General features: G+C 63.9%; 19 protein-coding genes. 4 read left to right on the plus strand and 15 right to left on the minus strand.

The features are described from left to right. Nucleotides 1-2 precede the first annotated feature (2 nt). From NKI17_RS03015 to NKI17_RS03035, 5 genes are read right to left on the minus strand one after another with little or no spacing between them, the layout of a single operon-like run. Nucleotides 3-1,076 carry an imelysin family protein gene (locus NKI17_RS03015; protein WP_023676885.1) on the minus strand — a complete coding sequence of 358 codons (1,074 nt, stop codon included), beginning with the start codon at nucleotides 1,074-1,076 and terminating at the stop codon, nucleotides 3-5. Next, nucleotides 1,076-2,683 carry a di-heme oxidoreductase family protein gene (locus tag NKI17_RS03020; protein ID WP_352646426.1) on the minus strand — a complete coding sequence of 536 codons (1,608 nt, stop codon included), beginning with the start codon at nucleotides 2,681-2,683 and terminating at the stop codon, nucleotides 1,076-1,078. The genes NKI17_RS03015 and NKI17_RS03020 overlap by 1 nt, the downstream gene beginning before the upstream one ends. 12 nt (nucleotides 2,684-2,695) lie before the next feature. Further along, nucleotides 2,696-3,181: a bacterioferritin gene (gene bfr, locus NKI17_RS03025; RefSeq protein ID WP_023676883.1), complete on the minus strand. Its 486-nt coding sequence runs from the start codon at nucleotides 3,179-3,181 to the stop codon at nucleotides 2,696-2,698. Then, complete coding sequence (locus NKI17_RS03030) at nucleotides 3,147-3,458, minus strand: (2Fe-2S)-binding protein (protein ID WP_023676882.1); 312 nt, start codon at nucleotides 3,456-3,458, stop codon at nucleotides 3,147-3,149. Before NKI17_RS03030 ends, bfr begins: the two co-directional genes overlap by 35 nt. A gap of 56 nt (nucleotides 3,459-3,514) precedes the next feature. Beyond that, on the minus strand, nucleotides 3,515-4,807 hold the full coding sequence (locus tag NKI17_RS03035) for an imelysin family protein (RefSeq protein ID WP_031211806.1): 1,293 nt from the start codon (nucleotides 4,805-4,807) through the stop codon (nucleotides 3,515-3,517). A 423-nt stretch (nucleotides 4,808-5,230) separates the two neighbouring features. Here NKI17_RS03035 and NKI17_RS03040 point away from each other — a divergent pair, with 423 nt between their 5' ends. Beyond that, nucleotides 5,231-6,484, plus strand: coding sequence for an NAD(P)/FAD-dependent oxidoreductase (locus NKI17_RS03040; protein WP_352698164.1), 1,254 nt, complete (start codon nucleotides 5,231-5,233; stop codon nucleotides 6,482-6,484). A 9-nt stretch (nucleotides 6,485-6,493) separates the two neighbouring features. On the opposite strand, the gene NKI17_RS03045 is transcribed toward NKI17_RS03040, so the two are convergent. After that, a complete protein-coding gene (locus NKI17_RS03045; protein WP_352576922.1) occupies nucleotides 6,494-7,771 on the minus strand; it encodes a 4-aminobutyrate--2-oxoglutarate transaminase in 1,278 nt (425 codons plus the stop codon). A gap of 406 nt (nucleotides 7,772-8,177) precedes the next feature. Here NKI17_RS03045 and NKI17_RS03050 point away from each other — a divergent pair, with 406 nt between their 5' ends. Genes NKI17_RS03050 through NKI17_RS03060 form a run of 3 tightly spaced genes read left to right on the plus strand, consistent with a single transcriptional unit; the run spans nucleotide 8,178 to nucleotide 13,299 of the window. Further along, nucleotides 8,178-9,161 (plus strand): efflux RND transporter periplasmic adaptor subunit, encoded by a 984-nt coding sequence (locus NKI17_RS03050; protein ID WP_352905436.1) that lies wholly within the window; start codon nucleotides 8,178-8,180, stop codon nucleotides 9,159-9,161. After that, nucleotides 9,158-10,246, plus strand: a complete 1,089-nt coding sequence (locus NKI17_RS03055; RefSeq protein WP_352905383.1) for an efflux RND transporter periplasmic adaptor subunit — start codon at nucleotides 9,158-9,160, stop codon at nucleotides 10,244-10,246. Before NKI17_RS03050 ends, NKI17_RS03055 begins: the two co-directional genes overlap by 4 nt. Beyond that, entirely contained in the window at nucleotides 10,243-13,299 is a 3,057-nt protein-coding gene (locus tag NKI17_RS03060; RefSeq protein WP_352577511.1) for an efflux RND transporter permease subunit, read from the plus strand. Before NKI17_RS03055 ends, NKI17_RS03060 begins: the two co-directional genes overlap by 4 nt. 125 nt (nucleotides 13,300-13,424) lie before the next feature. Here the strand turns inward: NKI17_RS03060 and NKI17_RS03065 are convergent, their stop codons facing one another. The 9 genes from NKI17_RS03065 to NKI17_RS03105 all read right to left on the minus strand — a co-directional run bounded on the left by NKI17_RS03065 (nucleotide 13,425) and on the right by NKI17_RS03105 (nucleotide 22,616). Beyond that, entirely contained in the window at nucleotides 13,425-14,171 is a 747-nt protein-coding gene (locus NKI17_RS03065; protein ID WP_352698166.1) for an ABC transporter ATP-binding protein, read from the minus strand. Beyond that, nucleotides 14,168-15,001 (minus strand): ABC transporter ATP-binding protein, encoded by an 834-nt coding sequence (locus NKI17_RS03070; RefSeq protein WP_352698168.1) that lies wholly within the window; start codon nucleotides 14,999-15,001, stop codon nucleotides 14,168-14,170. Before NKI17_RS03070 ends, NKI17_RS03065 begins: the two co-directional genes overlap by 4 nt. A 10-nt stretch (nucleotides 15,002-15,011) precedes the next feature. Further along, the gene (gene nikC, locus NKI17_RS03075; RefSeq protein WP_352448584.1) at nucleotides 15,012-15,932 is read right to left on the minus strand and encodes a nickel transporter permease; all 921 of its coding nucleotides are present in this window, start codon (nucleotides 15,930-15,932) and stop codon (nucleotides 15,012-15,014) included. Nucleotides 15,933-15,945: 13 nt separating this feature from the next. After that, nucleotides 15,946-17,013 (minus strand): ABC transporter permease, encoded by a 1,068-nt coding sequence (locus NKI17_RS03080; RefSeq protein WP_023676874.1) that lies wholly within the window; start codon nucleotides 17,011-17,013, stop codon nucleotides 15,946-15,948. A gap of 31 nt (nucleotides 17,014-17,044) precedes the next feature. Continuing rightward, nucleotides 17,045-18,688 (minus strand): ABC transporter substrate-binding protein, encoded by a 1,644-nt coding sequence (locus tag NKI17_RS03085; RefSeq protein ID WP_352905384.1) that lies wholly within the window; start codon nucleotides 18,686-18,688, stop codon nucleotides 17,045-17,047. A 201-nt stretch (nucleotides 18,689-18,889) separates the two neighbouring features. After that, on the minus strand, nucleotides 18,890-20,161 hold the full coding sequence (locus tag NKI17_RS03090; protein WP_352703401.1) for a lytic murein transglycosylase: 1,272 nt from the start codon (nucleotides 20,159-20,161) through the stop codon (nucleotides 18,890-18,892). 178 nt (nucleotides 20,162-20,339) lie between these two features. Then, nucleotides 20,340-20,945: a recombination mediator RecR gene (gene recR / locus NKI17_RS03095; protein ID WP_352448580.1), complete on the minus strand. Its 606-nt coding sequence runs from the start codon at nucleotides 20,943-20,945 to the stop codon at nucleotides 20,340-20,342. Nucleotides 20,946-21,064: 119 nt separating this feature from the next. Then, nucleotides 21,065-22,003, minus strand: coding sequence for a cell wall hydrolase (locus tag NKI17_RS03100; RefSeq protein WP_352570310.1), 939 nt, complete (start codon nucleotides 22,001-22,003; stop codon nucleotides 21,065-21,067). Nucleotides 22,004-22,292: 289 nt separating this feature from the next. Continuing rightward, complete coding sequence (locus NKI17_RS03105) at nucleotides 22,293-22,616, minus strand: YbaB/EbfC family nucleoid-associated protein (protein ID WP_023676870.1); 324 nt, start codon at nucleotides 22,614-22,616, stop codon at nucleotides 22,293-22,295. Nucleotides 22,617-22,645 lie beyond the last annotated feature (29 nt).

The following is a 22,645-nucleotide window of genomic DNA, read 5'->3' on the forward strand; positions in this document are numbered from 1 at the left end:
GATCAGTCGCCATCCAATGACGAGAACCCGGCGGTCAGGCCGAATTCGGCGGTCAGCCTGGTGCCGATCAGGGTCGTCAGGCTGGATGTCACCAGCGAGAAATAGTCGAGCTTCTGGCGCAGCGCCGGATCGGCAAGTGCCTTGTCGATCGGTCCCCTGATCGCCTTGGCCGCCTCGATCCCGTTGGTGAGCTGGATGTGGACCGATTCTGCCATCCAGCGCGCATCGGGCGGCAGCGCGTCGCCAAGCTGCGAGGCCTGGAACAGCGTGTCCATGCCGGCCAGATTCCCGGTCAGCGAGCGGGCGGTGTTTTGCGAGCGCCAATAGATCGCCTGTTTCGGTTTGTCGGCCTCCGGCTTGGCGCCCAGGAAGCCTTTCAGGCGTACGTCGCGGACCATTTCCAGCTCGTTGATGAAGACGCCGACCAGTTCGGTCACCGCTTCAGTTCCGTGGTGGTAGAGCGCGTTCTGCGGACCCGGATTGGCCCAGAGCGCGGCAAAGCCGTTGGGCTCGTTCCAGTCATCGCCAACCTCGCCGGCAATCGTCTCGACATTGCCGGCAATGGCCGCACCGTAGGCGCAGCGATAGGCGTCGTCCCTGCCGACCAATTGACCGGCTCCGTCGCCGTAGAGGACGAATTCCAGTGCGCCGAGCCCTTGCATGGCGACGCTCTTTGTAGCCAGCTGGGCCGGATCGGCGGCTGTCGGATCCTTGCCGGCAAGTGCCGCCTGCACCTGCTTCAGGCCGATGCTCTTGCGGTCCGGCCAAAACAGCATGCGCTCAAGCCGGTTGTTTTCCGCGATCGGCCCGAAACGGATGATTTCCACCACCGACCAGGCATCCACGACACCCGAGAATTCGGCGCGTGCCGCATCGAGATTGTCTCGCGAGGGCGCTTGGCAAAGCGCGTGCATGGTCTTGGCCAAGCTGTCCGCATGGTCATGCAGTCTGGCATAGGCCGGGCGGACGAAGCCGTCGATCGCCCGCTGGATCACATCCGAAGCCTTCACCGCCGCGGATGCCGGCAGCGCACCGGCGAGGACCAGCATCAGAGCGAATGCAAGACGCTTCCGCATCAGAGCGACTCCAGAAACTTGATCAGCGCGGCGCGGTCGGCCGCATCGGCAGCGGCAAAGCGGTCACGCGCCTTCTGGCCCTCGCCGCCATGCCACAGAATCGCCTCGGCCAGGCTTCGTGCGCGCCCGTCATGCAGGAAGAAGGTGTTGCCGCTGACGGTCTGGGTGAGCCCGATGCCCCACAGTGGCGGCGTGCGCCATTCGCTTCCCGTGGCCTCGCCCACCGCCTGTCCGTCGGCAAGGCCGGGTCCCATGTCATGCAGCAGGAAATCGGAATAAGGCCAGATCAGCTGGAAGGCCTGCGCCTTGTTCGGGGTGCCGCGACGGGTGACGAATTTCGGCGTATGGCAAGAGATGCAGCCCATATCGTAGAACAGTTTTTTGCCGGCGAGCACGTCCGGTCTGTCGAGATCGCGCCGGGCCGGCACGGCAAGGTTTTGCGAATAGAAGGTCACGAGGTCCATGACCGGCGGCGGCGCTTCGACCGGACCGAGGCGCTCCTGTACACCGTTAGGTTGGGCAAGGCAGGTCTTTTCCGCGGCGCTGCAATCGCCCCAGTGCTTCGGCACCTCAGGCGTCGAAATGCCGATATCGCCGGCAAAAGCGTCGGCCGATTGCTGGCGGATCGATGCCGCCTGCGCCTTCCAGCCGAAACGGCCGAGCGTCAGTTCACCGCTGCTGGCGTCGCGTATTATGTTTGGCCTGCCGGAAATCCCGTCACCATCGCGGTCGGCCGCATCGGCACGCGTAAGGATGTCGGCAGGAGCGATCTGCTCGACCAGGCCAAGGCCGATCATCGGCGGCGTCATGCGCGGCGACAGCGTGGTGTGTGGATCGAGCGCCCCGTAGGCGAGACCGTCGACCGAATAGCTCGGCTTGCGCAGCGACACGACGCTGCCGTCCGCCAGTTTTACTTTTTGCTCCTGATAATCGACATGCATCCTGCCTTCGCCCTGCAGGCCGGGAACGGCTAGCTCCTGAAGTTGTGTGCCATAGACCGGGTCGGGAAAGTTGAGCACCTTGTGATCGGCGAGCGCGGCTTTCTCCTCCTCGGTACTGGCTTCCCTTGCCAGGCGCAGGAACATCGAGGTGGTGCCGCTGTCGCCTTGGGGCGGATGGCCGCGGCCGTCCTTCAGATGACAGTTCTGGCAGGCGCGCTCGTTGAACAACGGGCCGAGCCCATCCGAGGCTTGTGTCGAGGATGGCGAGGACACCCAGTTCTTGCGGAAAATGGCGTTGCCGAGCTTGAAGGTACCCTCTTCCTCGAAGCTGATGTTGGCAGAGGATTGCGAGAAGGCGTCCTTGTTGACGTCCTTCTTCGAGGTGCCGGCGCCGCCCTGCATCAGCTCGAATTGCTCGGGCTTGGAGAAATCGCTGGTCGGCCTGGTGATGGCGATGACGCGCGCCAGATCCTTCGGCGTCAGATCCGTGCGGCTGGTGGCAAGCCCCGCCGGTTGCGGCGCCCCGGCCAGCGCCGAGGCTGTGAGCGTCGCCACCACGGCAAGAAAGGCGCCGCGAAGGATACCGTATCGCGGCTTCTTCTGAGGCGGCAGGCCACAATGCTCGGCCGGCCGCAAGCGGCGCATGAAATCTAGGGGGCGCCGCATTCCGGCATGTCCTTATTCCGCCTCGTCGGCCGACGCTGCGTTGAGTTGGCCGTACTTTTCTTCGCCGATCGAGGCGAGCAGGTCGAGTTGCGTCTCGAGGAAGTCGATGTGACCTTCCTCGTCAGCCAGCAATTCCTCGAACAGCTTCATCGTCACGTAGTCGCCTGCTTCGTTACAAACCTCGCGCGAACGCTTGTAGGCGGTGCGCGCGTCATATTCGCCGGCAAGATCGGATTCGAGCACTTCCTTGACATTCTGCCCGATGCGCAGCGGCGCCACGGACTGCAGGTTCGGATGGCCCTCGAGGAAGATGATGCGCGCCACGAGCCGGTCGGCATGGTGCATTTCCTCGATCGATTCAGCGCGTTCCTTCTTCGCTAGCTTGGCGTATCCCCAGTCTTCCAGCAGCCGGAAATGCACCCAGTATTGATTGACCGCCCCAAGTTCCAGAAACAGAGCCTCGTTAAGCCGCTCTATGATCTGCTGTTCGCCTTTCATGGGTTCTGCTCCCGTATTGGACGCGTAGGCCTCTGACGCGATCCAGGTGTGAAACGATGTCCACGCCACTCGCCGCCGAGCGGGCATGGTAATTTTCGGTGACCCGAATGATCGTTTCGACCACATTTGGGAAGCAGCCGCAACAGCGACCGCGCTTGTGCATGGCGTGATAGACCTTGGCCGGCACGATCAGCTGCCAGGGGTCCTCATCCAGCAGTCCGACGATCGTCTGCTCTATCTCCTTTTCGGTGATAATGTTGCAATGGCAGATCAGCATTTGTCGCTCTGGCTAACGGCGCTTCGTTGCGGCGTGTGGCTGGTGGTTTCGATAGTTTATTGGAACACCTTGTCCGGTGAATCGAGGCTGTCCGAACCCTCGAAGGCTATCGCATTGAGCTTCAGGGTGCCGACGGCGCGTTCGATCGACTTGGTCTGATCGACCAGCGCGTCGATCGCCGCCTGCACGGTGGCATTGCCTTCCGTGTTGCCTTCTCCGATCTGCTGGTCATAGGCCTCGCCGGCAAGCGCCCGCGCCTTGATGGCCTCCATCTTGGCGACGGTGACGTCCAGTTTGTCCGACAATTCCTTGTCAACCGCCGGGTCGGCCGCCTTGACCATGTCGGCCACCGACGGCCCCTCGACGACAGTGCCGTCGAGCCGCTTGTAGCTGCCGTGATAGGCGGCACGGATGCCGATCGCATCGTAAAGATGGGAGTTGTAGGTATTGTCGGAGAAGCAATCGTGCTCCTCTTCCGGGTCGTGCAACAAGAGGCCGAGCTTCATCCGCTCTCCGGCGAGCTCACCATAGGACAACGAGCCCATGCCGGTGAAGATGGTCGAAATGGCGGCGTTCAGCTCGCCATCGACAAGGTTCTTGCGGGCGGCGCCGCCTTCCTTCCAGTCGTCGACCATATCCTTTAGATCGGAAACCAGAAGGTCGCTCGCCGATTTCAGATACTGTCCGCGACGGTCGCAATTGCCGCCGGTGCAATTGGCGAGGTCGTAGTCGGTGTAGGGCCGTTCGCCGGCGCCCGGACCGGTGCCGTGCAGGTCCTGACCCCAAAGCAGGAATTCGATAGCGTGATAGCCGGTCGCCACATTGGCCTCGATACTGCCGGCCTCCTGCAGGGTGCCGGAGAGGAACTCCGGCGTCAGGTCGGTGGCGTCGACCTTCTTGCCGTTGATCTCGATCGACTTGTTGGCGATCACATTGGCGGTGTAGAGCACGTTGGCGTCCGACTCGGTGCCGTAGCTCTTGGCGACATAGTCGATCAAGCCTTCGTCGAGCGGCCAGGAGTTCACCTCGCCTTCCCAGTCGTCGACGATGGCATTACCGAAGCGATAGACCTCGGTCTGCTGATAGGGAACGCGCGATGCCTTCCAGGCCTCGCGGGCGGCGTTCAGCGTTTCGGCAGATGGCTTGGCGAGCAGCGCATCGACAGCCTTGTCGAGCGCCTCGGCCGTGATCAGCGAATCCTCGTATTTGGCGAGCGCAATGTCGGAATAGGTCTTGATGACCGCCTTGGCATCGGTTTGCGCCTTGGCCGGCAGCACGAACACGGCCGCCGTCAGCATCGCGGTGGCGCCGATCGCCGCAAGCCTGCCGCCATACCGCGCCGTGATCATCGTTCTCATGATTGTCTCTCCTCGGGAATCAATGAAATGCCGGCGCCGCGGCGGGCAGTTGCCAGCGGGCAAAGAAGGGTCGCGCCATCGCGCGGTTCGCGGAAGAAAGACACCGAAATGCCTCCAATCGAAAGGGTTCAAGGCCCAGACATCAAAGGGATGCGCTGACGCGCGAGCTTCCATAAAACGGCGAAGACGCCGGATGTCAACTGGTGGCATAGAAAAAATTCAATTGAAACAATAGTTTAGAATTATTCTAAACTAGAACTGTCAACTTTAACACCGACGTATGAGGAATGCCGGCGCATGACGCAGTTGACAGGCGGCCGTTCCGGGTGCGACCCGGATCGGCGCTCTTGCGGCGGCGCCGGACAATCGCCACCTGGCGAGACGTCCTAGATTTGGATGAGGAATCGGGCTGTTATGAAGAACGGGGTCGTCATTGTCGGTGCGGGTCATGCGGGCGTGCAAGCGGCCGCCAGCCTGCGCGAAGAAGGCTATGACGGCCCGGTGATCCTGGTCGGCGACGAAAACGAATTGCCCTACCACAAGCCGCCGCTGTCGAAGACCTTCATCAAGGATCAGCAAGCAAAGCCGCAGCCGTTGCGCGGCGAGGCTTTTTATACCGGCAGCGCCATCGACTTCCGGCCAGGCATCCGGGTCGAGCGGATCGACGTAGGCGGCCGCAGGCTGGAGATATCGGGCGGCGGCGTGCTGCCGTTCGGCCGGCTGATCCTCGCCACCGGCGCGCGGCCGCGCCTGCTGCCGCTGCCGGGTTCGGAGCTTTCTGGCGTTGTGTCGCTGCGCTCGCTCGGCGATGCCCGCCTGATCCGCGAATTGAGCGCGCAAAGCGAGGAGGTCGTCATCCTCGGCGGCGGCTTCATCGGCCTGGAGATTGCCGCGACGCTCACCGCGGCAGGCCGCAAGGTTACGGTGGTCGAGGCGGTCGACCGGCTGCTCGGCCGCGCCGTGGCACCGGTCATCGCCGGCCATGTGCGCCAGCGGCTGGAGGCCACCGGTGTGCGCATTCTTACCGGCACCACCATCGAACGGCTGGAGGGCGAGAACGGCCGTGTTTCGGCTGCAATCACCTCATCTGGCGAGAGATTGCCGGCGCAGGTGGTCGTCATCGGTATCGGCGTCGTGCCGAATGTCGAATTGGCCGAAGCCGCCGGCATTGCCATCGCCAACGGCATCCGCGTCGACCAGCAGATGCGCACGTCGGTGCCGGAAATCCTCGCCATCGGCGATGCCGCCTCCTACCGGCACTGGTTCACCGGCGGCGATGTGCGGCTGGAATCGGTACAGAACGCCACTGACCAGGCGCGGCTCGCCGCGCGCACCATCGTCGGCCACACCGACAATTACTCGGCGGTGCCGTGGTTCTGGTCCGATATCGGCGACATGAAGCTGCAGATGGTCGGCCTGATTTCGGGCGGCGACAGCCATGTCGTGCTGGGCGACGTGGCCGAGAACAAATTCTCGATCTACCACTATGCCGCAAGCCGGCTGCTCGGCATCGAATCGGTCAACCGGCCCGGCGACCACATGCTTGGCCGCAAGATGCTCGGCGCCGGCTTTTCGCCGTCGCCGCAGACTGTCGCGACCGGGCCCGACGGGCTGAAGGCAGCGCTCGCCGCCTTCCAGCAGGCAGAGCCGGCCCGCGCGGCAGGATAATCGTATCGCTCAGGCAGCGCGGGCCTCGCGGATCGAACTTTCCAGGATGTCGAGCGCCTCGTTCATGACTCCGTCCTGGATGGTGATCGGCGCGAGGAAGCGGATGACGTTGCCGTAGACGCCGCAGGTGAGCAGGATCAGGCCCTTGTCGAGCGCCTTCAGCCGGACCGCATTGGCGAGTTCCGGCGACGGCAGCCCCTTCGCCACATCGTTGAACTCGACCGCGTTCATGAAGCCGGGGCCTCTGATATCGACGATTTCCGGGGCTTCGTCGCGGATCGCTTGCAGGCGCTGCTTCAGACGGTTGCCCAGCGTGTTGGCCCGGTCGCAGAGCTTCTCCTCGTCGATGACGTCGAGCACGGCATGCGCCGCGGCGACGCCGATCGGGCTGCCGCCATAGGTGCCGCCGAGCCCGCCGGGGTTCGGCGCATCCATGACATCGGCGCGCCCGGTGACCGCCGCCAACGGGAAGCCGCCGGCCAGGCTCTTGGCCATGGTGGTGATGTCGGCCGCCACCTCGTGGTGATCCATGGCGAACATCTTGCCGGTGCGGGCAAAGCCGGTCTGCACCTCGTCGGCGATCAGCAGCATGCCGTGCTGATCGCAGATCTTGCGCAATGCGGTCATGAAATCGCGCGGCGCCTCGTAGAAGCCGCCCTCGCCCTGCACCGGCTCGACGATGATCGCGGCGACGCGGGCCGGATCGACATCGGCCTTGAACAGCCGGTCGAGCGCAGCCAGCGAATCGGCGACCGACACGCCGTGCAGCGGAACCGGGAACGGCGCATGGAAGACATCCGCCGGCATGGCGCCGAAGCCGACCTTGTAAGGCACGACCTTGCCGGTCAGCGCCATGCCCATGAAGGTGCGTCCGTGGAAGCCGCCGGAAAAAGCGATGACCGCCGGCCGGCCGGTGGCGTTGCGCGCAATCTTGATCGCGTTCTCGACCGCTTCGGCGCCGGTGGTGACAAAAATCGTCTTCTTGTCGAACTTGCCGGGCAGCATGCCGTTCAGCCGTTCGGCCAGCCTGATATAGCTCTCATAGGGCACGACCTGATAGCAGGTGTGGGTGAAGCGGTCGAGCTGCGCCTTGACCGCTTCGATCACCCTGGGGTGACGGTGACCGGTGTTGACGACGGCGATGCCGGACGAGAAATCGATGTAGCGGCGGCCTTCCACATCCCAGATCTCCGAGTTTTCGGCGCGATCGGCATAGATCTGAGTGGTCATGCCGACGCCGCGCGAAATCGACTGGCTCTTGCGTTCGGAAATGGCTGAATTTGTCATCGTATCCCTCACCGGGCCGGCGCCCGCTCTCGTTTGATGGCTGTTGAGACTCTTCTGGGCTTATTTCAGGTTTTCCTCAAGTTGGCACTGGCGGCGGGTGATTGGGCCTGTCGCCGATGCGTTAACTGGCCAGCTTACCCAACCGCCTATACGCGTACGAGAAGAGGTTTCCTTTTTGCGGGGATCAATTATCCTCGCCATTGTCCGCGCCGTCTTGCTACAGGGGGCGGTCCGCGCGGTTGAGGGAGCTATGAGCAGGAACGCGACATCGTCCGTCTCGCCGCCGCCGGTCAAAACCCATTTGTCTTTTCCTGCCTCCACAATTCTAGCCTGCGCAATGGCAATGCTGCCTTTGCTTTTGGCCGGTTGCCAGAAGCAGGAGGCCGCCGCGAAGAAACTGCCTGTGATGGTCCTCACCGAGACCGTGGCGATCGCCAACTATGCGCCAAGGACTTCGCTCACCGGTGTGATCGCGGCGCGCACGCTAAACAATCTTTCGTTCCGGGTCGGCGGCCGCGTCGCCGAACGGCTTGTCGACGTCGGGCAGCATGTCGATCAAGGTACCGTGCTCGCCCGCATCGATCCGCAGGAACAGGAATTCGACTTGCGCTCGGCGCAGGCTGATCTCGACGCCGCGCAGGCGCAATTGACCCAGGCCGCCGCCGCCTTCGAACGGCAAAAGACACTGCTTGCCCAGGGCTACACCACGAGGCGCGACTATGATGCGGCCGAACAGGCGTCGAAGGTGGCGCGAGGCAGCGTCGATGCCGCTCAGAGCTCGCTCGCCAATGCTAAAGAGGACCTTTCCTTCACCGAACTCAAGGCGGGTGCGGCAGGCGTGATCACAGTGCGCCAGGTCGAAGCCGGGCAGGTGGTGCAGGCGGCGCAGACCGTCTTCACCCTTGCCGAGGATGGCGACCGCGATGCGGTCTTCAACGTAGAGGAAACGATGGTAGCAAAGACGCCGGCAGCACCCGCGGTGACAATCACGCTGTTGTCGGATCCGCAGATCAAGGCGATGGGCAAGGTGCGTGAAATCTCGCCGGCGGTCGATCCGGCTTCAGGCTCGATCCGGGTCAAGGTCGCCATTCCCGACACGCCCGCGGGCATGCCGCTCGGCGCGGCCGTCATCGGCTCGGTCAGCGCCCAGCCGTCGAAGGCCGTCATCGTGCCGTGGCAGGCATTGACCTCGAGCGCGGGCAAGCCGGCCGTCTGGGTCGTCGATCAAGCGACCAAGGCGGTGGCAGCGAGACAGGTGGAGGTGCTGGCCTTCGGATCCGGCTCGGTCATCATCGACAAGGGGCTCGAGGCAGGCCAAACCGTCGTCACCGCCGGCGGCCAGTTGCTCAGCCCCGGCCAGACCGTCGAGATAGCGGGAGCGGAGCAATGAACCGGCTCCTGCGCAGCCCTGCCCCGCTTGTTCCTGCCCTGTTTGGGCTCGTGCTCGGCGCCTGCTCGCAATCGGAAGAGAAGCCGCCCGAGATCATCCGGCCTGTGCTGTCGGTGGTGGTCGAGCCCCGCACCGTAGAGACCTTCGGATTCGCCGGATCTGTCGAACCGCAGTTCAGCGCCGACCTTGCCTTCCGCCTGCTTGGCCGGGTCGTCGTCCGCGATGTCAGGGTCGGCGATATCGTCACCAGGGGCACGACGATCGCGGCGCTCGATCCGACGGCGCTGGAGCTTGCCGTGCAGGCGGCGAAGGCAGAACTCTCCAACGCGCAGGCGCAATTTGCCAATGCCGCCGCCAGCGAGGAGCGCCAGCGCCAGTTGCTTGTCGCCGCTAACACCTCGCAGGCCGTCTTCGACGCCGCGCGGCAAGCCAGGCAGGCCGCCGCGGCCGGTGTCGAGCGGGCCAATGCGGCGCTGGCCAAATCGCAGGAACAGCTTGGCTATACCAGGTTGTTCTCGGACTTCGATGGCGTTGTCACCGCCGTCGGCGCCGAGGTCGGCCAGACGGTCTCGCCCGGCCAGACCGTCGTCACGGTGGCGCGCTCTGATCCACGCGAAGCAGTCGTCGACATTCCCGACCAGTTGACCGGCGATCTCGCCTTCGGCACGCCCTTCCAGATCATCCTGCAATCGCGGCCGACGATACGCAGCGACGCCAAGCTGCGCGAGATCGCCCCGCAGGCCGAAGGTTCGACCCGCACGCGCCGCGTCCGGCTGACGCTCATCGATCCGCCGCCGGCATTCAGGCTTGGTTCGACGGTGACGGCGACCCGCATTGCCAAGATCACGCCGACGATCGAGTTGCCGCTGTCGGCGCTACTGGAGAAGAACGGCAGAGAAAAGGTCTGGATCGTCGACCAGCAGACGTCGAGCGTGAGTGCCCGCGACATCAAAATTGCCGCCAAGGGTGCCGCCACTTTCACCGTCGCCGAGGGCCTCAATGCAGGCATGCGCGTCGTCACCGCCGGCGTCCACAGCCTGACCGAGGGACAGAAGGTCAAGATCTCTGAGGGAGAGGCCATATGAAAGGCTTCAACCTCTCCGACTGGGCGCTGAGCCATCGCTCGTTGGTGTGGTATTTCATGCTGGTCTTCGTCGTGGCCGGCGTCTTTGCCTATCTCAATCTCGGCCGCGAGGAAGACCCCGCCTTCACCATCAAGACCATGGTCATCCAGGCCAACTGGCCGGGCGCATCGGTCAACGAGACGGTGCGGCAAGTGACCGATCGCATCGAGAAGAAGCTCGAAGAGCTCGACAGTCTCGACTATACCAAATCCGTCACCTCTGCCGGCAAGACCGTCATCTTCGTCAACCTGAAGCCGACGACCAAGGCGCGCGACGTCGTGCCGACCTGGCTGCAGGTGCGCAACATGGTCAACGACATCTGGGCGCAGTTTCCGCAAGGCGTGCAGGGACCATTCTTCAACGACCGCTTCGGCGACGTCTACGGCAACATCTATGCCTTCACCGCCGACGGGCTGACCCCGCGTCAGTTGCGCGACTATGTCGAGGATGTCAGGACAAAGATCCTGACCGTGCCGAACGCCGGCAAGGTCGATCTGGTCGGTGCCCAGGACGAAGCGATCTACCTCGAATTCTCGACCCGCCAGATCGCGGCATTAGGCCTCAACCAGCAAGCGATCGTGGCCAGCCTGCAGGCCCAGAACGCAATCACGCCTTCCGGCGTCATTCAGTCCGGGCCGGAGCGCATCAGCGTGCGCGTCGGCGGCCAGTTCACCTCGGAAGAGAGCCTTCGCGCCATCAATTTGCGCGTCAACGATCGCTTCTTCCGGCTGAGCGACGTGGCGACGATTTCGCGCGGCTATGTCGACCCGCCGACGGCCTTGTTCCGCTTCAACGGGCAGGACGCGATCGGCCTTGCCATCGGCATGAAGCCCAACGCCAATCTGCTGGAGTTCGGCGAGGCCCTGCACGAGGAGATGAACAAGGTGCTGGCCGACCTGCCGGTCGGCGTCGGCGTGCATCTGGTCGCCGACCAGCCTGTCATCGTCGAGGAGGCGGTTTCCGGTTTCACGCGCGCCCTGTTCGAGGCGGTCGCCATCGTGCTTGCCGTGTCCTTCATCAGCCTCGGCATGCGCGCCGGCTTCGTGGTGGCGCTGTCGATCCCGCTGGTGCTGGCCATCACCTTCACGGTCATGGCCTATCTCGGCATATCGCTGCAGCGCATTTCGCTCGGCGCGCTGATCATCTCGCTCGGCCTTCTGGTCGATGACGCCATGATCGCGGTGGAGATGATGGTGGCTCGGCTGGAGGTCGGTGACAATCTGCGCAAGGCGGCGACATATGTCTATACCTCGACCGCCTTTCCGATGCTGACCGGCACGCTGGTGACGGTCGCGGGCTTCATCCCGATCGGCCTCAACAACAGCGCCGCCGGCGAATACACTTTCACGCTGTTCGTCGTCATCGCCGTGTCGCTCCTGGTGTCATGGATCGTCGCGGTGCTGTTTGCGCCGCTGCTCGGCGTCACCATCCTGCCGGCGACGATGAAGCAGCACCATGAAAAGCCCGGCCGCTTCACCGCGCTGTTCCGGCGCGTCCTCGTCGGATCGGTGCGCCATCACTGGCTGACCATCATCGCCACGGTGCTGTTGTTCGCGGCGTCGCTCGGCGGCTTTGGCCTCGTCCAGCAGCAGTTCTTTCCACCATCCGACCGTCCCGAACTGATCGTCGACTGGAATCTGCCGCAGAACTCCTCAATTGCCGAGACCCGGGACCAGATGGAGCGGTTCGAACAGCGGGCGCTGGTCGGCAATCCCGATATCGACCACTTCAGCTCCTATATCGGCCAGGGCGCGGTTCGCTTCGTGCTGGCCTATGACGTGCAACCGGCCAATCCCTATTTCGGCCAGACCGTCATCGTCACCAAGAGCATCGAGGCGCGCAATCGGGTCAAGCCGGCGCTCGAAAAGCTGCTGCGCGACGAGTTCGTCGGCACCGACGCCTTCGTCAAGCCGCTCGAACTCGGGCCGCCGGTCGGGCGGCCGGTGCAGTACCGCGTCGGCGGTCCTGACGTCCAGACGGTACGGACACTGGCGCAGGAATTCGCCGGCATCATTTCCGCCAATCCGCAGCTGGCCGCACCCACTTTCGACTGGAACGAGCCCGAGCGCGTGCTGAGGGTCGACGTGCTGCAGGACAAGGCACGGCAACTCGGCATCACTTCTTCGGACATCGCCAGCGCGCTGAACAGCACGGTCGGCGGCTCCACCATCACCCAGGTGCGAGACGCGACCTATCTGATCAATGTGGTGGCCCGTTCGCGCGAGGCCGAACGGGGTTCGATCGGCACACTGCAGAACATGCAATTGCCAACCGGAACCGGCGAGGCGATCCCGCTGGCCGCTGTGGCGAACTTCCGCTACGAGCTCGAACAGCCGACAGTGTGGCGCCGCGACCGCATCCCGACCATCACCGTGCGCGCCGGGCTGGTCGGCGACGTGCTGCCCGCCACCGTGGTCAACGAGGTGAAACCGTCGGTCGACGCCTTCATCGCCAAATTGCCACCGGGCTATTCGATCGCCACCGCCGGCTCGGTCGAGGAAAGCGCCAACAGTCAGGGACCGATAGCCGCCGTGGTGCCGCTGATGCTGTTCATCATGGCGACCATCCTGATGGTGCAGTTGCAGAGCTTCCAGCGCCTGTTCCTGGTCGTGGCGGTGGCGCCGCTCGGCCTGATCGGCGTGGTGGCCGCGCTGGTGCCGAGCGGGGCACCGCTCGGCTTCGTTGCCATCCTCGGCGTGCTGGCGCTGATCGGCATCCTGATCCGCAATTCTGTCATCCTGATCGTCCAGATCGAGGATCTTGTGAACGTGGGCAAGGACCGCTGGGCCGCCGTCATCGAGGCGACCGAGCATCGCATGCGGCCGATCGCGCTGACGGCGGCGGCCGCGAGCCTGGCGCTGATCCCGATCGCACGCGAAGTGTTCTGGGGGCCGATGGCCTATGCCATGATGGGCGGCATCATCGCCGGCACGGCGATCACACTGCTGTTCCTGCCAGCGCTCTATGTGACGTGGTTTCGGATCAAGGAGCCGAAAGAGGCGGCAGGAGGGTGAGGCGGGAGATAGCAGTGCCATTGTGGAGGGTAGCGGGGCCTAAGGCGGAAGTTGAGTTCCTTCGCGCCCCCCTCTGTCCTGCCGGACAGAGGGGGGCGCGACAGAGCGCGACCTGGAATGTTAAACTACGTCCTCACGAACCCCTCGCTGGCCCTCAGCAAATTGCGCGTATAATCCTTGGTGACACGGCGTTCGACAAGATCGTCCGCGGTCAGATTCTCCATCGCCTCGCCGTTCTGCATCACCATCAGCCGTTCGCACATGTGGGTGATGATGGCTAGGTCGTGGCTGACCATCAGGAAGGTCAGCTTGCGGCGGCGCCTGATCTCTTCCAGCAGGTTCAGCACCTCCGCCTGCACCGAAGCGTCGAGCGCCGAGGTCGGCTCGTCGAGCAGCAGGATCGACGGTTCCAGAATCAGGGCGCGGGCGATCGCCACGCGCTGGCGCTGACCGCCGGACAATTGATGCGAATAGCGAAAACGGAACCCGGTGCCGAGGCCGACCTCGTCGAGTGCCCGCTGGATGCGCTTTTCGCCGTCGGCGAAGCCGTGAATGGCGAGCGGCTCCTGAAGCAGGCGGTCGACGGTCTGGCGCGGGTGCAGCGAACCGTACGGGTCCTGGAAGACCATCTGCACCTCGCGGTAGAACGCCTTGTCGCGACGCGCGCCGAGCATTTTGCCGTTGACCGCGATGGTGCCTGATGCGGCCGGCGCCAGGCCGGCGATTGCCCTGAGCAACGTCGACTTGCCGGAGCCGGACTCGCCGACCAGGCCGAAGGATTCACCGGATTCGACCTCGAGGCTGACGCCTTTCAACGCGCGGAAGCGGTCGAAGACCACCTCCAGCCTGTCGACGGAAAGGGCTGCCGTCATGCTGCCCACTCCGGCTTGCGGTCGAGCACCGGCAGCGGGTGACGGTCGGCGCCGATCTTGGGCATGCAGTTGAGCAGGCCGCGCGTATAGGGATGCTGGGCGCGGCCGAGCTCCGAGGCTTTGAGCTGTTCGACCACCTTGCCGGCATACATGACGATCACACGATCACAGAAGGACGAGACCAGGCGCAGATCGTGCGAGATGAAGATCAGCCCCATGCCGCGCTCGCTGACCAGCCGGTCGAGGATGCCGAGCACGTCGAGCTGGACAGTGACGTCGAGTGCCGAGGTCGGCTCGTCGGCGATCATCATTTCCGGCCCGGCGATCAGCATCATGGCGATCATGGCGCGCTGGCCCATGCCGCCGGAAACCTCGTGCGGATGCAGGTCGAAGACACGGGCCGGATCGCGGATCTGCACAGCCTCCAGCATGGCCAGCGCGCGGTCGCGGGCTTCGGCCTTGGAGACTTTCTCATGCGTGCGCAGCGTCTCGACGATCTGGCGGCCGATGCTCATCACCGGGTCGAGCGAATATTTCGGATCCTGCAGGATCATGGCGATACGCTTGCCGCGCAGCGCGCGGCGCTCGCGCGGCGGGGCGGCCAGCAGGTCGATGCCGTCAAAAGCGAGCGTCTTCGCGGTCACCTCGGCCTGCGGCGGGGTGACGCCCATGATGGCGCGGCCGGTCTGCGACTTGCCCGAACCGCTCTCGCCAACAATGCCGAGCCGCTCGCGGCCGAGCGAGAAGGAGACGCCGCGCACCGCCTCGATCAGGCCGGTGCGCGTCGGGAAGGTAACGCGCAGGTCGTTGACTTCGAGAAGCGTGCTCATTGGTCGCCACTCATTGGTCGCCACTTCGGGGATCGAGCGCGTCGCGCAGTCCGTCGCCGAGCAGGTTGAAGCCGAGGCTGACGATGAGGATGGCAAAGCCCGGAGCACCCGCCACCCACCACTGGTCGAGCACGAAGCGGCGGCCCGACGCGATCATCGCGCCCCATTCGGGCAGCGGCGGCTGCGCGCCGAGGCCGAGGAAGCCGAGGCCGGCCGCGGTCAGGATGATGCCGGCCATGTCGAGCGTCACCCTGATGATCAGCGAGGAGATGCACAGCGGCATGATGTGGCGAAGCACGATGCGAAACGGCGAGGCGCCCATCAATTGCACCGCCTTGATATAATCGGAATTGCGCACCGTCAGCGTTTCGGCGCGGGCAATGCGCGCATAGGGCGGCCACGAGGTGATGGCGATGGCAAGCACGGCATTTTCGATGCCGGGGCCGAGCGCCGCGACAAAGGCCAGCGCCAGGATCAGCTTCGGAAAGGCGAGGAAGATGTCGGTGATGCGCATCAGGATCGCATCGGTCCAGCCGCCGGCGTAACCGGCGACGGTGCCGACCAGCAAGCCGATCGGCGCGGCGATAATGGCAACCAGAATGACGACGTAGAGTGTCCAGCGCGAGCCGAAGATGATGCGCGAATAGATATCGCGGCCGAGATCGTCGGTGCCGAACCAGTGCGCCGCACTCGGCGCCAGCAGCCGCGAGCCCTTGAGGTCGCCGAATGTCGGCGAATAGGGCGCCAGCACATCGGCGAATGCCGCGACCACCAGCAGGGCGACGATGATGAGCAGGCCGGCAAACGCCAGCCGGTTGGCGGAAAAGCGCCGCCACGCCACATAGGCGCGGCCGAGCCTCGCCTGCACGCGCGACGCCGGCCGCTCGCTGAGCAGCCAGTCGCGGCGGGTTTGAATCGCTTCCGTGCTCATCCTGCCTTGGTCCTCATCCTGCCTTGGTCCTTGGATCGAGCAGCCGGTAGAGCAGGTCGGAGAATAGATTGATGGCGATGAAGACCGAGCCGATGATGATCGTGCCGCCAAGCACGGCATTCATGTCGGCGTTCTGCAGCGAGTTGGTGATGTAGAGGCCGATGCCCGGCCACGAAAACACTGTCTCGGTCAGCACCGAGCCTTCGAGCAGCCCGGCATAGGACAGAGCGATCACCGTGACCATCGGCACCGCGGCGTTGCGCAGCGCGTGACCCCAGATGATGCGCGTTTCCGACAGGCCCTTGGCGCGCGCTGCGACGATGTATTCCTGGGTGAGTTCGTTCAGCATGAACGAGCGCGTCATGCGGCTGATGTAGGCGAGCGAGAAATAGCCGAGTAGCGAAGCCGGCAGGATGATGTGGCGGAAGGCATCGGCAAATACATCCCACTGCCGCTGCCAGAGCGCATCCAGCAGGTAAAAGCCGGTAATCGGCGTGAAGGTGTATTCGTAGACGACGTCGAGCCGGCCGGGAAAGGCGACCCATTGCAGCTTGGCGTAGAACAGCACCAGCGCCAGCAGCCCCAGCCAGAAGATCGGCACGGAATAGCCGACAAGGCCGATGATGCGCACGATCTGGTCGATGACGCTGCCGCGCCGCACGGCGGCCAGCACGCCAAGCGGCACGCCGATCACCGAACCGATCAATGTTCCCAACGTCGCCAGTTCGAGCGTCGCCGGAAAGGCGCGGCGGATATCGGTCATCACCGGATTGGTGGTCAGCACCGAGGTGCCGAAATCACCGTTCAGGGCATGTTTGACATAGATGTAGAACTGCTCGACCAGCGGCAGGTCGAGGCCCATCTCGCGGCGCGTTCGTTCGACGACGTTGGCCGGCGCCCGGTCGCCGAGCACCGCCAACACCGGGTCGATCGGGATCACGCGGCCGATGAAGAAGGTCACCGCGAGCAGACCGAGATAGGTCGTTATCGCGATGACCAGGAACCGGGCGATAGATGAGGCCACGGCAACGGCGCGGGCGCCGCCGCGCCCTGCCGTCACCTCGCTTTCAGCCACACTCATACGGCGCGTCCGCCGGCGTCACTCCCCGGCATCACTCTTTCGAGACGGGGCCGACGAAGTTGGTGTCGAAGCTCGGGCCGAGCGCAAAACCCTTGAGGTTCTTGCGCAGGCCGGCCACTTCCAGCTGCTGGTGGATGATGACGAAGGGGCTGGTATCGAGGATCTTCTTCTCGAGATCCTGGTACATTGCGGCGCGCTTGGCCGCGTCCTTCTCGAGCAGGGCGGCTTCGGTCTGCTTGGTCAAGTCCGGGATGTCCCAGGCGTTGCGCCAGGCCAGCGTCTTGGTCTTGCCTTCATCCGAATTGTCGGGGTTGCTGGCGAAGGTCTGGGCGTTGGAGTTCGGATCGAAATAGTCCTGGCCCCACTGGCCGATATAGATGTCGTGGTTGCGGGCGCGGTATTTGGTCAGCGTCTGCTTGCCGTCGCCGGGGATGATCTCCAGCTTGATGCCGGCCTGTCCCAGCGTCTGCTGGATCGATTCCGCCATGCCCGTCGTCGGCTGCCCGGTACGCACGTCCATGGTGACGCTGAAGCCGTCGGCGAGGCCGGCCTTGGCGAGCAGTTCCTTGGCCTTGGCGACGTCGAACTTGAACGGGTTCTCGTCCAGTTCGCCGAGCACGCCCTTGGGCAGGAAGGTCTGGTGGATCTCGCCGATGCCCTTGAGGATGGTCGTGCTCAAGGCGTCGTAGTCGACCAGATATTTGAAAGCCTGGCGAACCTCGGGCTTGGCGAGGTTCGGGTTCTTCTGGTTGAGGCTGATGTAATAGACCGTGCCCTTCGGCGCGCTGGTGGTGGTGAGGTCGGCATTCTTGGCGATGGCATCGAGGTCGTTCGGCTCGAGATTGCGGGCGACGTCGATATCGCCGGCTTCGAGCGCCAGGCGCTGGCCCGAGCTTTCCTTCATGTTGCGATAGATAACGCGGGCAAGCTTGGCTTTTTCGCCGTAGTAATTGTCGTTGCGCTCAAGGACGACGGCCTCGTTGGCCCGCCATTCGCGCATTTTGAAGGCACCGGAGCCGGCATAGCCGGTCTTCAGCCAGGCGTTGCCGAAATCATTGTCCCATTTGTAGTCGGCGCTCGGGGTGACCGCAGCGACATGCTCCTTGACCAGCTTGGCGTCGACGACCGAAGCGACGGTCGCCGAAAGGCAGTTCAAGACGAAGCTCGGCGCATAGGCCTTGTCGACGGTGAACTGGAACGTCGTGTCATCAACGGCCTTGGCCTTCTCGGTGACGTTGCCGCCATCGATACCGAACTGGCCGATAATAAAGGCCGGGCTCTTGTCGAGCTTGATGGCGCGCTCGAACGAATAGGCGACGTCGGCCGCCGTGATCGGATTGCCGGAGGCGAATTTGAGGCCGGGCTTGAGCTTGAATGTGTAGGTCAGGCCGTCGTCGGAGACGCTCCAGCTTTCGGCGAGATCGCCCTTGACCTTGGATGTGTCGCTGAGGTCGAGGCGTACCAGAAGATCATAGGTGTTGCCGGTGACCTCTGCGGTCGACAATTCGAATGCTTCGCCCGGATCCATGGTGATGATGTCGTCGATGGCGAAACCCTCGACCAGCGTGTCGGCGGGCGTGACCGCGAAGGCAGGCGCACCGGCCAGAAGCAGCGCGGACATGGCCGCGCCCGCGAGCAAGAAGCGGGAGCGTAGAGCAAACTTTTCCATCATCATTTTAACTGTTCCCTGTTTTTGTTGACCTGAGTTCCCGGCTCAGGGTTGTGGCATTTCTTGCCGCGTCGAACGGTGATCCCCGGACCGTTGTCTTGGCAATTTTTTGTGCGGTTCCGGTTCACCATATCCGGCGGTTTCGAGCGCGGCAACGAGCATTTGCAGAACGGTCGATTGGGCCAGACCGGCGGTGCGAAAATCCGGCTATTTCAGCGCGGTAACCAGGTCGGCGTCGGGAAAGCAGGTAGCGGAACGGCCGTTGCTGGCCTGCCATTTGCCGATCGAGCGGCGCGTCTTGAAGCCAGGCAGGCCGTCGGCGCTGCCGACATCGTAGCCCTTAGCTTCCAGCGCCCGCTGCAGGGCGGCGATGTCGGAGCGGTAGAGCCCGCCGACCGCGCCCCAATTGCCCGAGAAATTGCTGTCGCCATGGGCGATGCGATCGGCGCCATGGCCGATGAACAGGGCATAGAGATCGCTGGTGTTATACTGCTTCAGCACATAGAAATTGGGGGTGACGATGAAGGCCGGGCCGCTACGCCCGGCCGGCATCAAAAGAAAGCCCTCGGCTTTCAGTTCGCTCGCCGGGAACGGTTTACCCGACACACGCCTGATGCCCATATCAGCCCATTGGGAAATCTTCTTGCCCTGGTCCGGACCTTCGAGCGAGCACGAGACGCTGTCCGGCACAGTCACCTCGAAGCCCCAGCCGCGGCCCCTGACCCAGCCATAATGGACGAGATAATTGGCGATCGATGCCAGTATATCGGGCGTCGAATTCCAGATGTCGGTGCGGCCGTCGCCGTCGAAATCGACGGCATGCTTGAGGAACGATGTCGGCATGAACTGCGGCTGGCCAAGCGCGCCTGCCCAAGACGATTTCATCGCGCCGACCGGGGCAAGCCCGCGCTCGACGATCTCGAGCGCAGCCAAGAGCTCGGTGCGGAAGAATTCCTTCTTGGTCGACATGAACGCCTTGGTGCCCAGCACCTCGAAGGCGTCATAAGGCATCTTCGCCGCGCCGAAGCCGCTCTCGCGGCCCCAGATCGCCAGCAGCACTTCGCCAGGCACGCCGTAGCGTTTCTCGATCGCGGCAAGCGTCCTAGCGTTGGTCGCCTCGCGGGTGCGGCCGCCGGCGGTCACCGCTCGGACTATCTTTTCAGCGAAATAGGCGCCCGGCGAACCGAACTCGGCCTGATGCTGCTTCTGCGGCGTCGTCGCCTTCTCGCCCGGCTTCACCAGGTCGGGCAGCTTCAGGTTCGGCTTGACGCCTTCGAAGGCGGCATCGAAGGTTTTCCTGGAGATGCCTTTGGCCTTGGCTTCGGGCCAGAGGTCGTTGCCAAGCCAGGCGCGGAACTGGTCGTCGATCTTTGCCGCCGAGGCGGGGGTGGCGAGGAGGAAGGCAAAGAGGACTGCAAGAAAGATCGCCAATCCACAAAGCCGACGTTCTGTCGCGCCCCCCTCTGTCCTGCCGGACATCTCCCCCTCCAGGGGGGAGATTGGCTGTCGCGTCTGTTTTCGCCAATCTTCAACGTCGCAAGCTTGGCGGGGATGTCGAGGCTGCCGATCTCCCCCCTGGAGGGGGAGATGTCCGGCAGGACAGAGGGGGGCGCGACGGAACGCAATCATCTCAAGAGCACCCCTTCCCCCAACGTGCTCAAAACACCGTCCGCGAGCGCAGTGCGGCGGCCAGCGTGCCTTCGTCGAGATAATCGAGTTCGCCGCCGACCGGAACACCGTGCGCCAGGCGCGTCACCTTGATGTCGAAGCCGGAAAGCTGGTCGGTGAGGTAGTGCGCGGTGGTCTGGCCCTCGACCGTGGCGTTGACGGCGAGGATCACTTCCTTGACTTCGCCGCCGGCGACGCGATCGACCAGCGAACGGATGTTTAGCTCATCAGGACCAATGCCGTCGAGCGGCGACAGCGTACCGCCGAGCACATGGTAGCGCACGTTCATGGCTGTCGCCCGCTCCAGCGCCCAAAGGTCGGCCACGTCCTCGACGACGATGAGCGTAGTGGGGTCGCGGCGGGGGTCGGTGCAGATCATGCATGGATCTGAGGTATCGACATTGCCGCAGGTCGAGCAGATGCGCACCTTGTCGACCGCCTCGCCCATGGCGGCGGCGAGCGGCGCCAGCAGCTGTTCCTTCTTCTTGATGAGGTGGAGCGCGGCGCGGCGTGCCGAACGCGGACCGAGCCCCGGCACCTTGGCCAGCAGCTGGATCAGGCGTTCGATCTCGGGACCGGCGATTCGCTTCGACATCGCACCGGTTTAGGATTTTTCCGCACGCTTTGGAACAGTTGAGCGGCCAGGGGCTCCGCTCTTCCCTTCTCCCCTTGTGGGAGAAGGGAAGGCCGACGTCGCGGCCAGTGCTGCCGCCCTCAGTTTTCTTCCAGTGGCCGGGTCTGGCCGGCGATCATCGCGCCGATGGCGTCGGTGTTCTCGGGCGTCGCCTCGAACGACATTGTCGGCTCTGCCGGCGCGGCCTGGAAGGAGGTGACAGGCCGCTCGCTCACGGTTCCGCCAAAACGGGCCGCATCCGGCTCCTGCATTGGTTCCTGCAGCGCCACAAGCATCGGCTTCTCCGGTGTCGCCCTCGCCGCGGTTGCCATCCCGGCAGTCACCCTTGTCTGCTTTGCCGGCAGCGATGCCGCGGCGGTCACATAGGTCGCTTTGGCGAATGTCGGCTTGGCGCTGCGTGCCGGCTCCGCCGAGGCGACAAGTATGGCCTGAGCGGCAGGCGCTTGCGGCTTGGCCTGGGCCATGGCGACCACCGGTTCGTCCGGCAGCGGCTGCCAGTTGCGGCCGCGCTTTTCATAGAAGGCATTGCCGCCGGCGACCATGGTGTAGTGCATGTTCTTGTAGGGGAAGCGCAGGCCGGCGGTGTGGAAGAACATGGTGTTCTTCAGCTTGGCTTTGCGCTCGCCCTTGAGCACCGCCTCGGCGGCTTCCTCGACGTCGGGCATCGCCTTCGAATTCATCGGCCGTGTCATGACGCCCGGCGCGAACTGCCCGCGCTCGCCGACGACCTGGCAGATGGTGTTGCCGTGATTGCCGGACCGCAGCCGGTTCATCACCACCGTGCCGACCGCAATCATGCCGTCACGGCTCGACCGGTTGGACTCGAAGAACATTGCCCGCTCCAGGCACTCCTTTTCCTTCGGCGTGGAATTGTAGGAGCGCGAGCTCAGGAAACTCGGCGTAATAGCATCGGTCAGGCTGGACATGCCGTGCGAGGCGGTCTGACTGCAAGCGGCCAAAAACAGCGGCGAGATAACGACGCCGAGCCGCAACGGCGTCTTCCATCGGGTAGAGATCAACAGGTGTCCCCTCAATTCTGCTGCCAGCCCGCCTCTGGTTGCGGCAAGAATGAGACACTTTCAGGCAAAAAGATGGCTAAAGCGTTATTAAGTGTGGGGAGTTGCCTAATAGACACAGCTGGCGGTAGAGCGAGCACTGGGCCGCTGCACTCTTCGGCCACTGTAACGGCATACCGATTGACTAGCGCGTCGCGTTCGACCGGCCTCATGCGACGCGCTTTAGGTTCTTGTTTTGATGCATGTCGTTATCGCAAAACCGCTGCACACTTTTGCGCGACATGCACTAGCCTTAGAACGGCAGTTTCATTCCCGGCGGGATCGGTAGGCCCGCGGTCAGCGCCCTGGTCTTCTCCTGCATGATCTGCTCGACCTTGGTCCTGGCGTCGTTGTGGGCAGCGAGAAGCAGGTCCTCGAGAATCTCGACCTCGTCTTCCTTGAACAGCGACGGGTCGATCTTCAGCGACTTCATCTCGAATTTGCCGGTCAGCGTGACGCTGACCAGGCCGCCGCCGGCCTGCCCGGTGGCTTCCAGCGTGGCGATCTCATCCTGCATGGCCTGGAACTTGGCCTGCATTTCCTTTGCCTTGCCCATCATGCCGAGAAGGTCTTTCATCGCACGGTCCTTTGCAGCTGGTGCTGGTT

It is taken from the genome of Mesorhizobium sp. M0816, from assembly GCF_040320005.1.
In the GTDB taxonomy this organism is placed as follows: domain Bacteria; phylum Pseudomonadota; class Alphaproteobacteria; order Rhizobiales; family Rhizobiaceae; genus Mesorhizobium.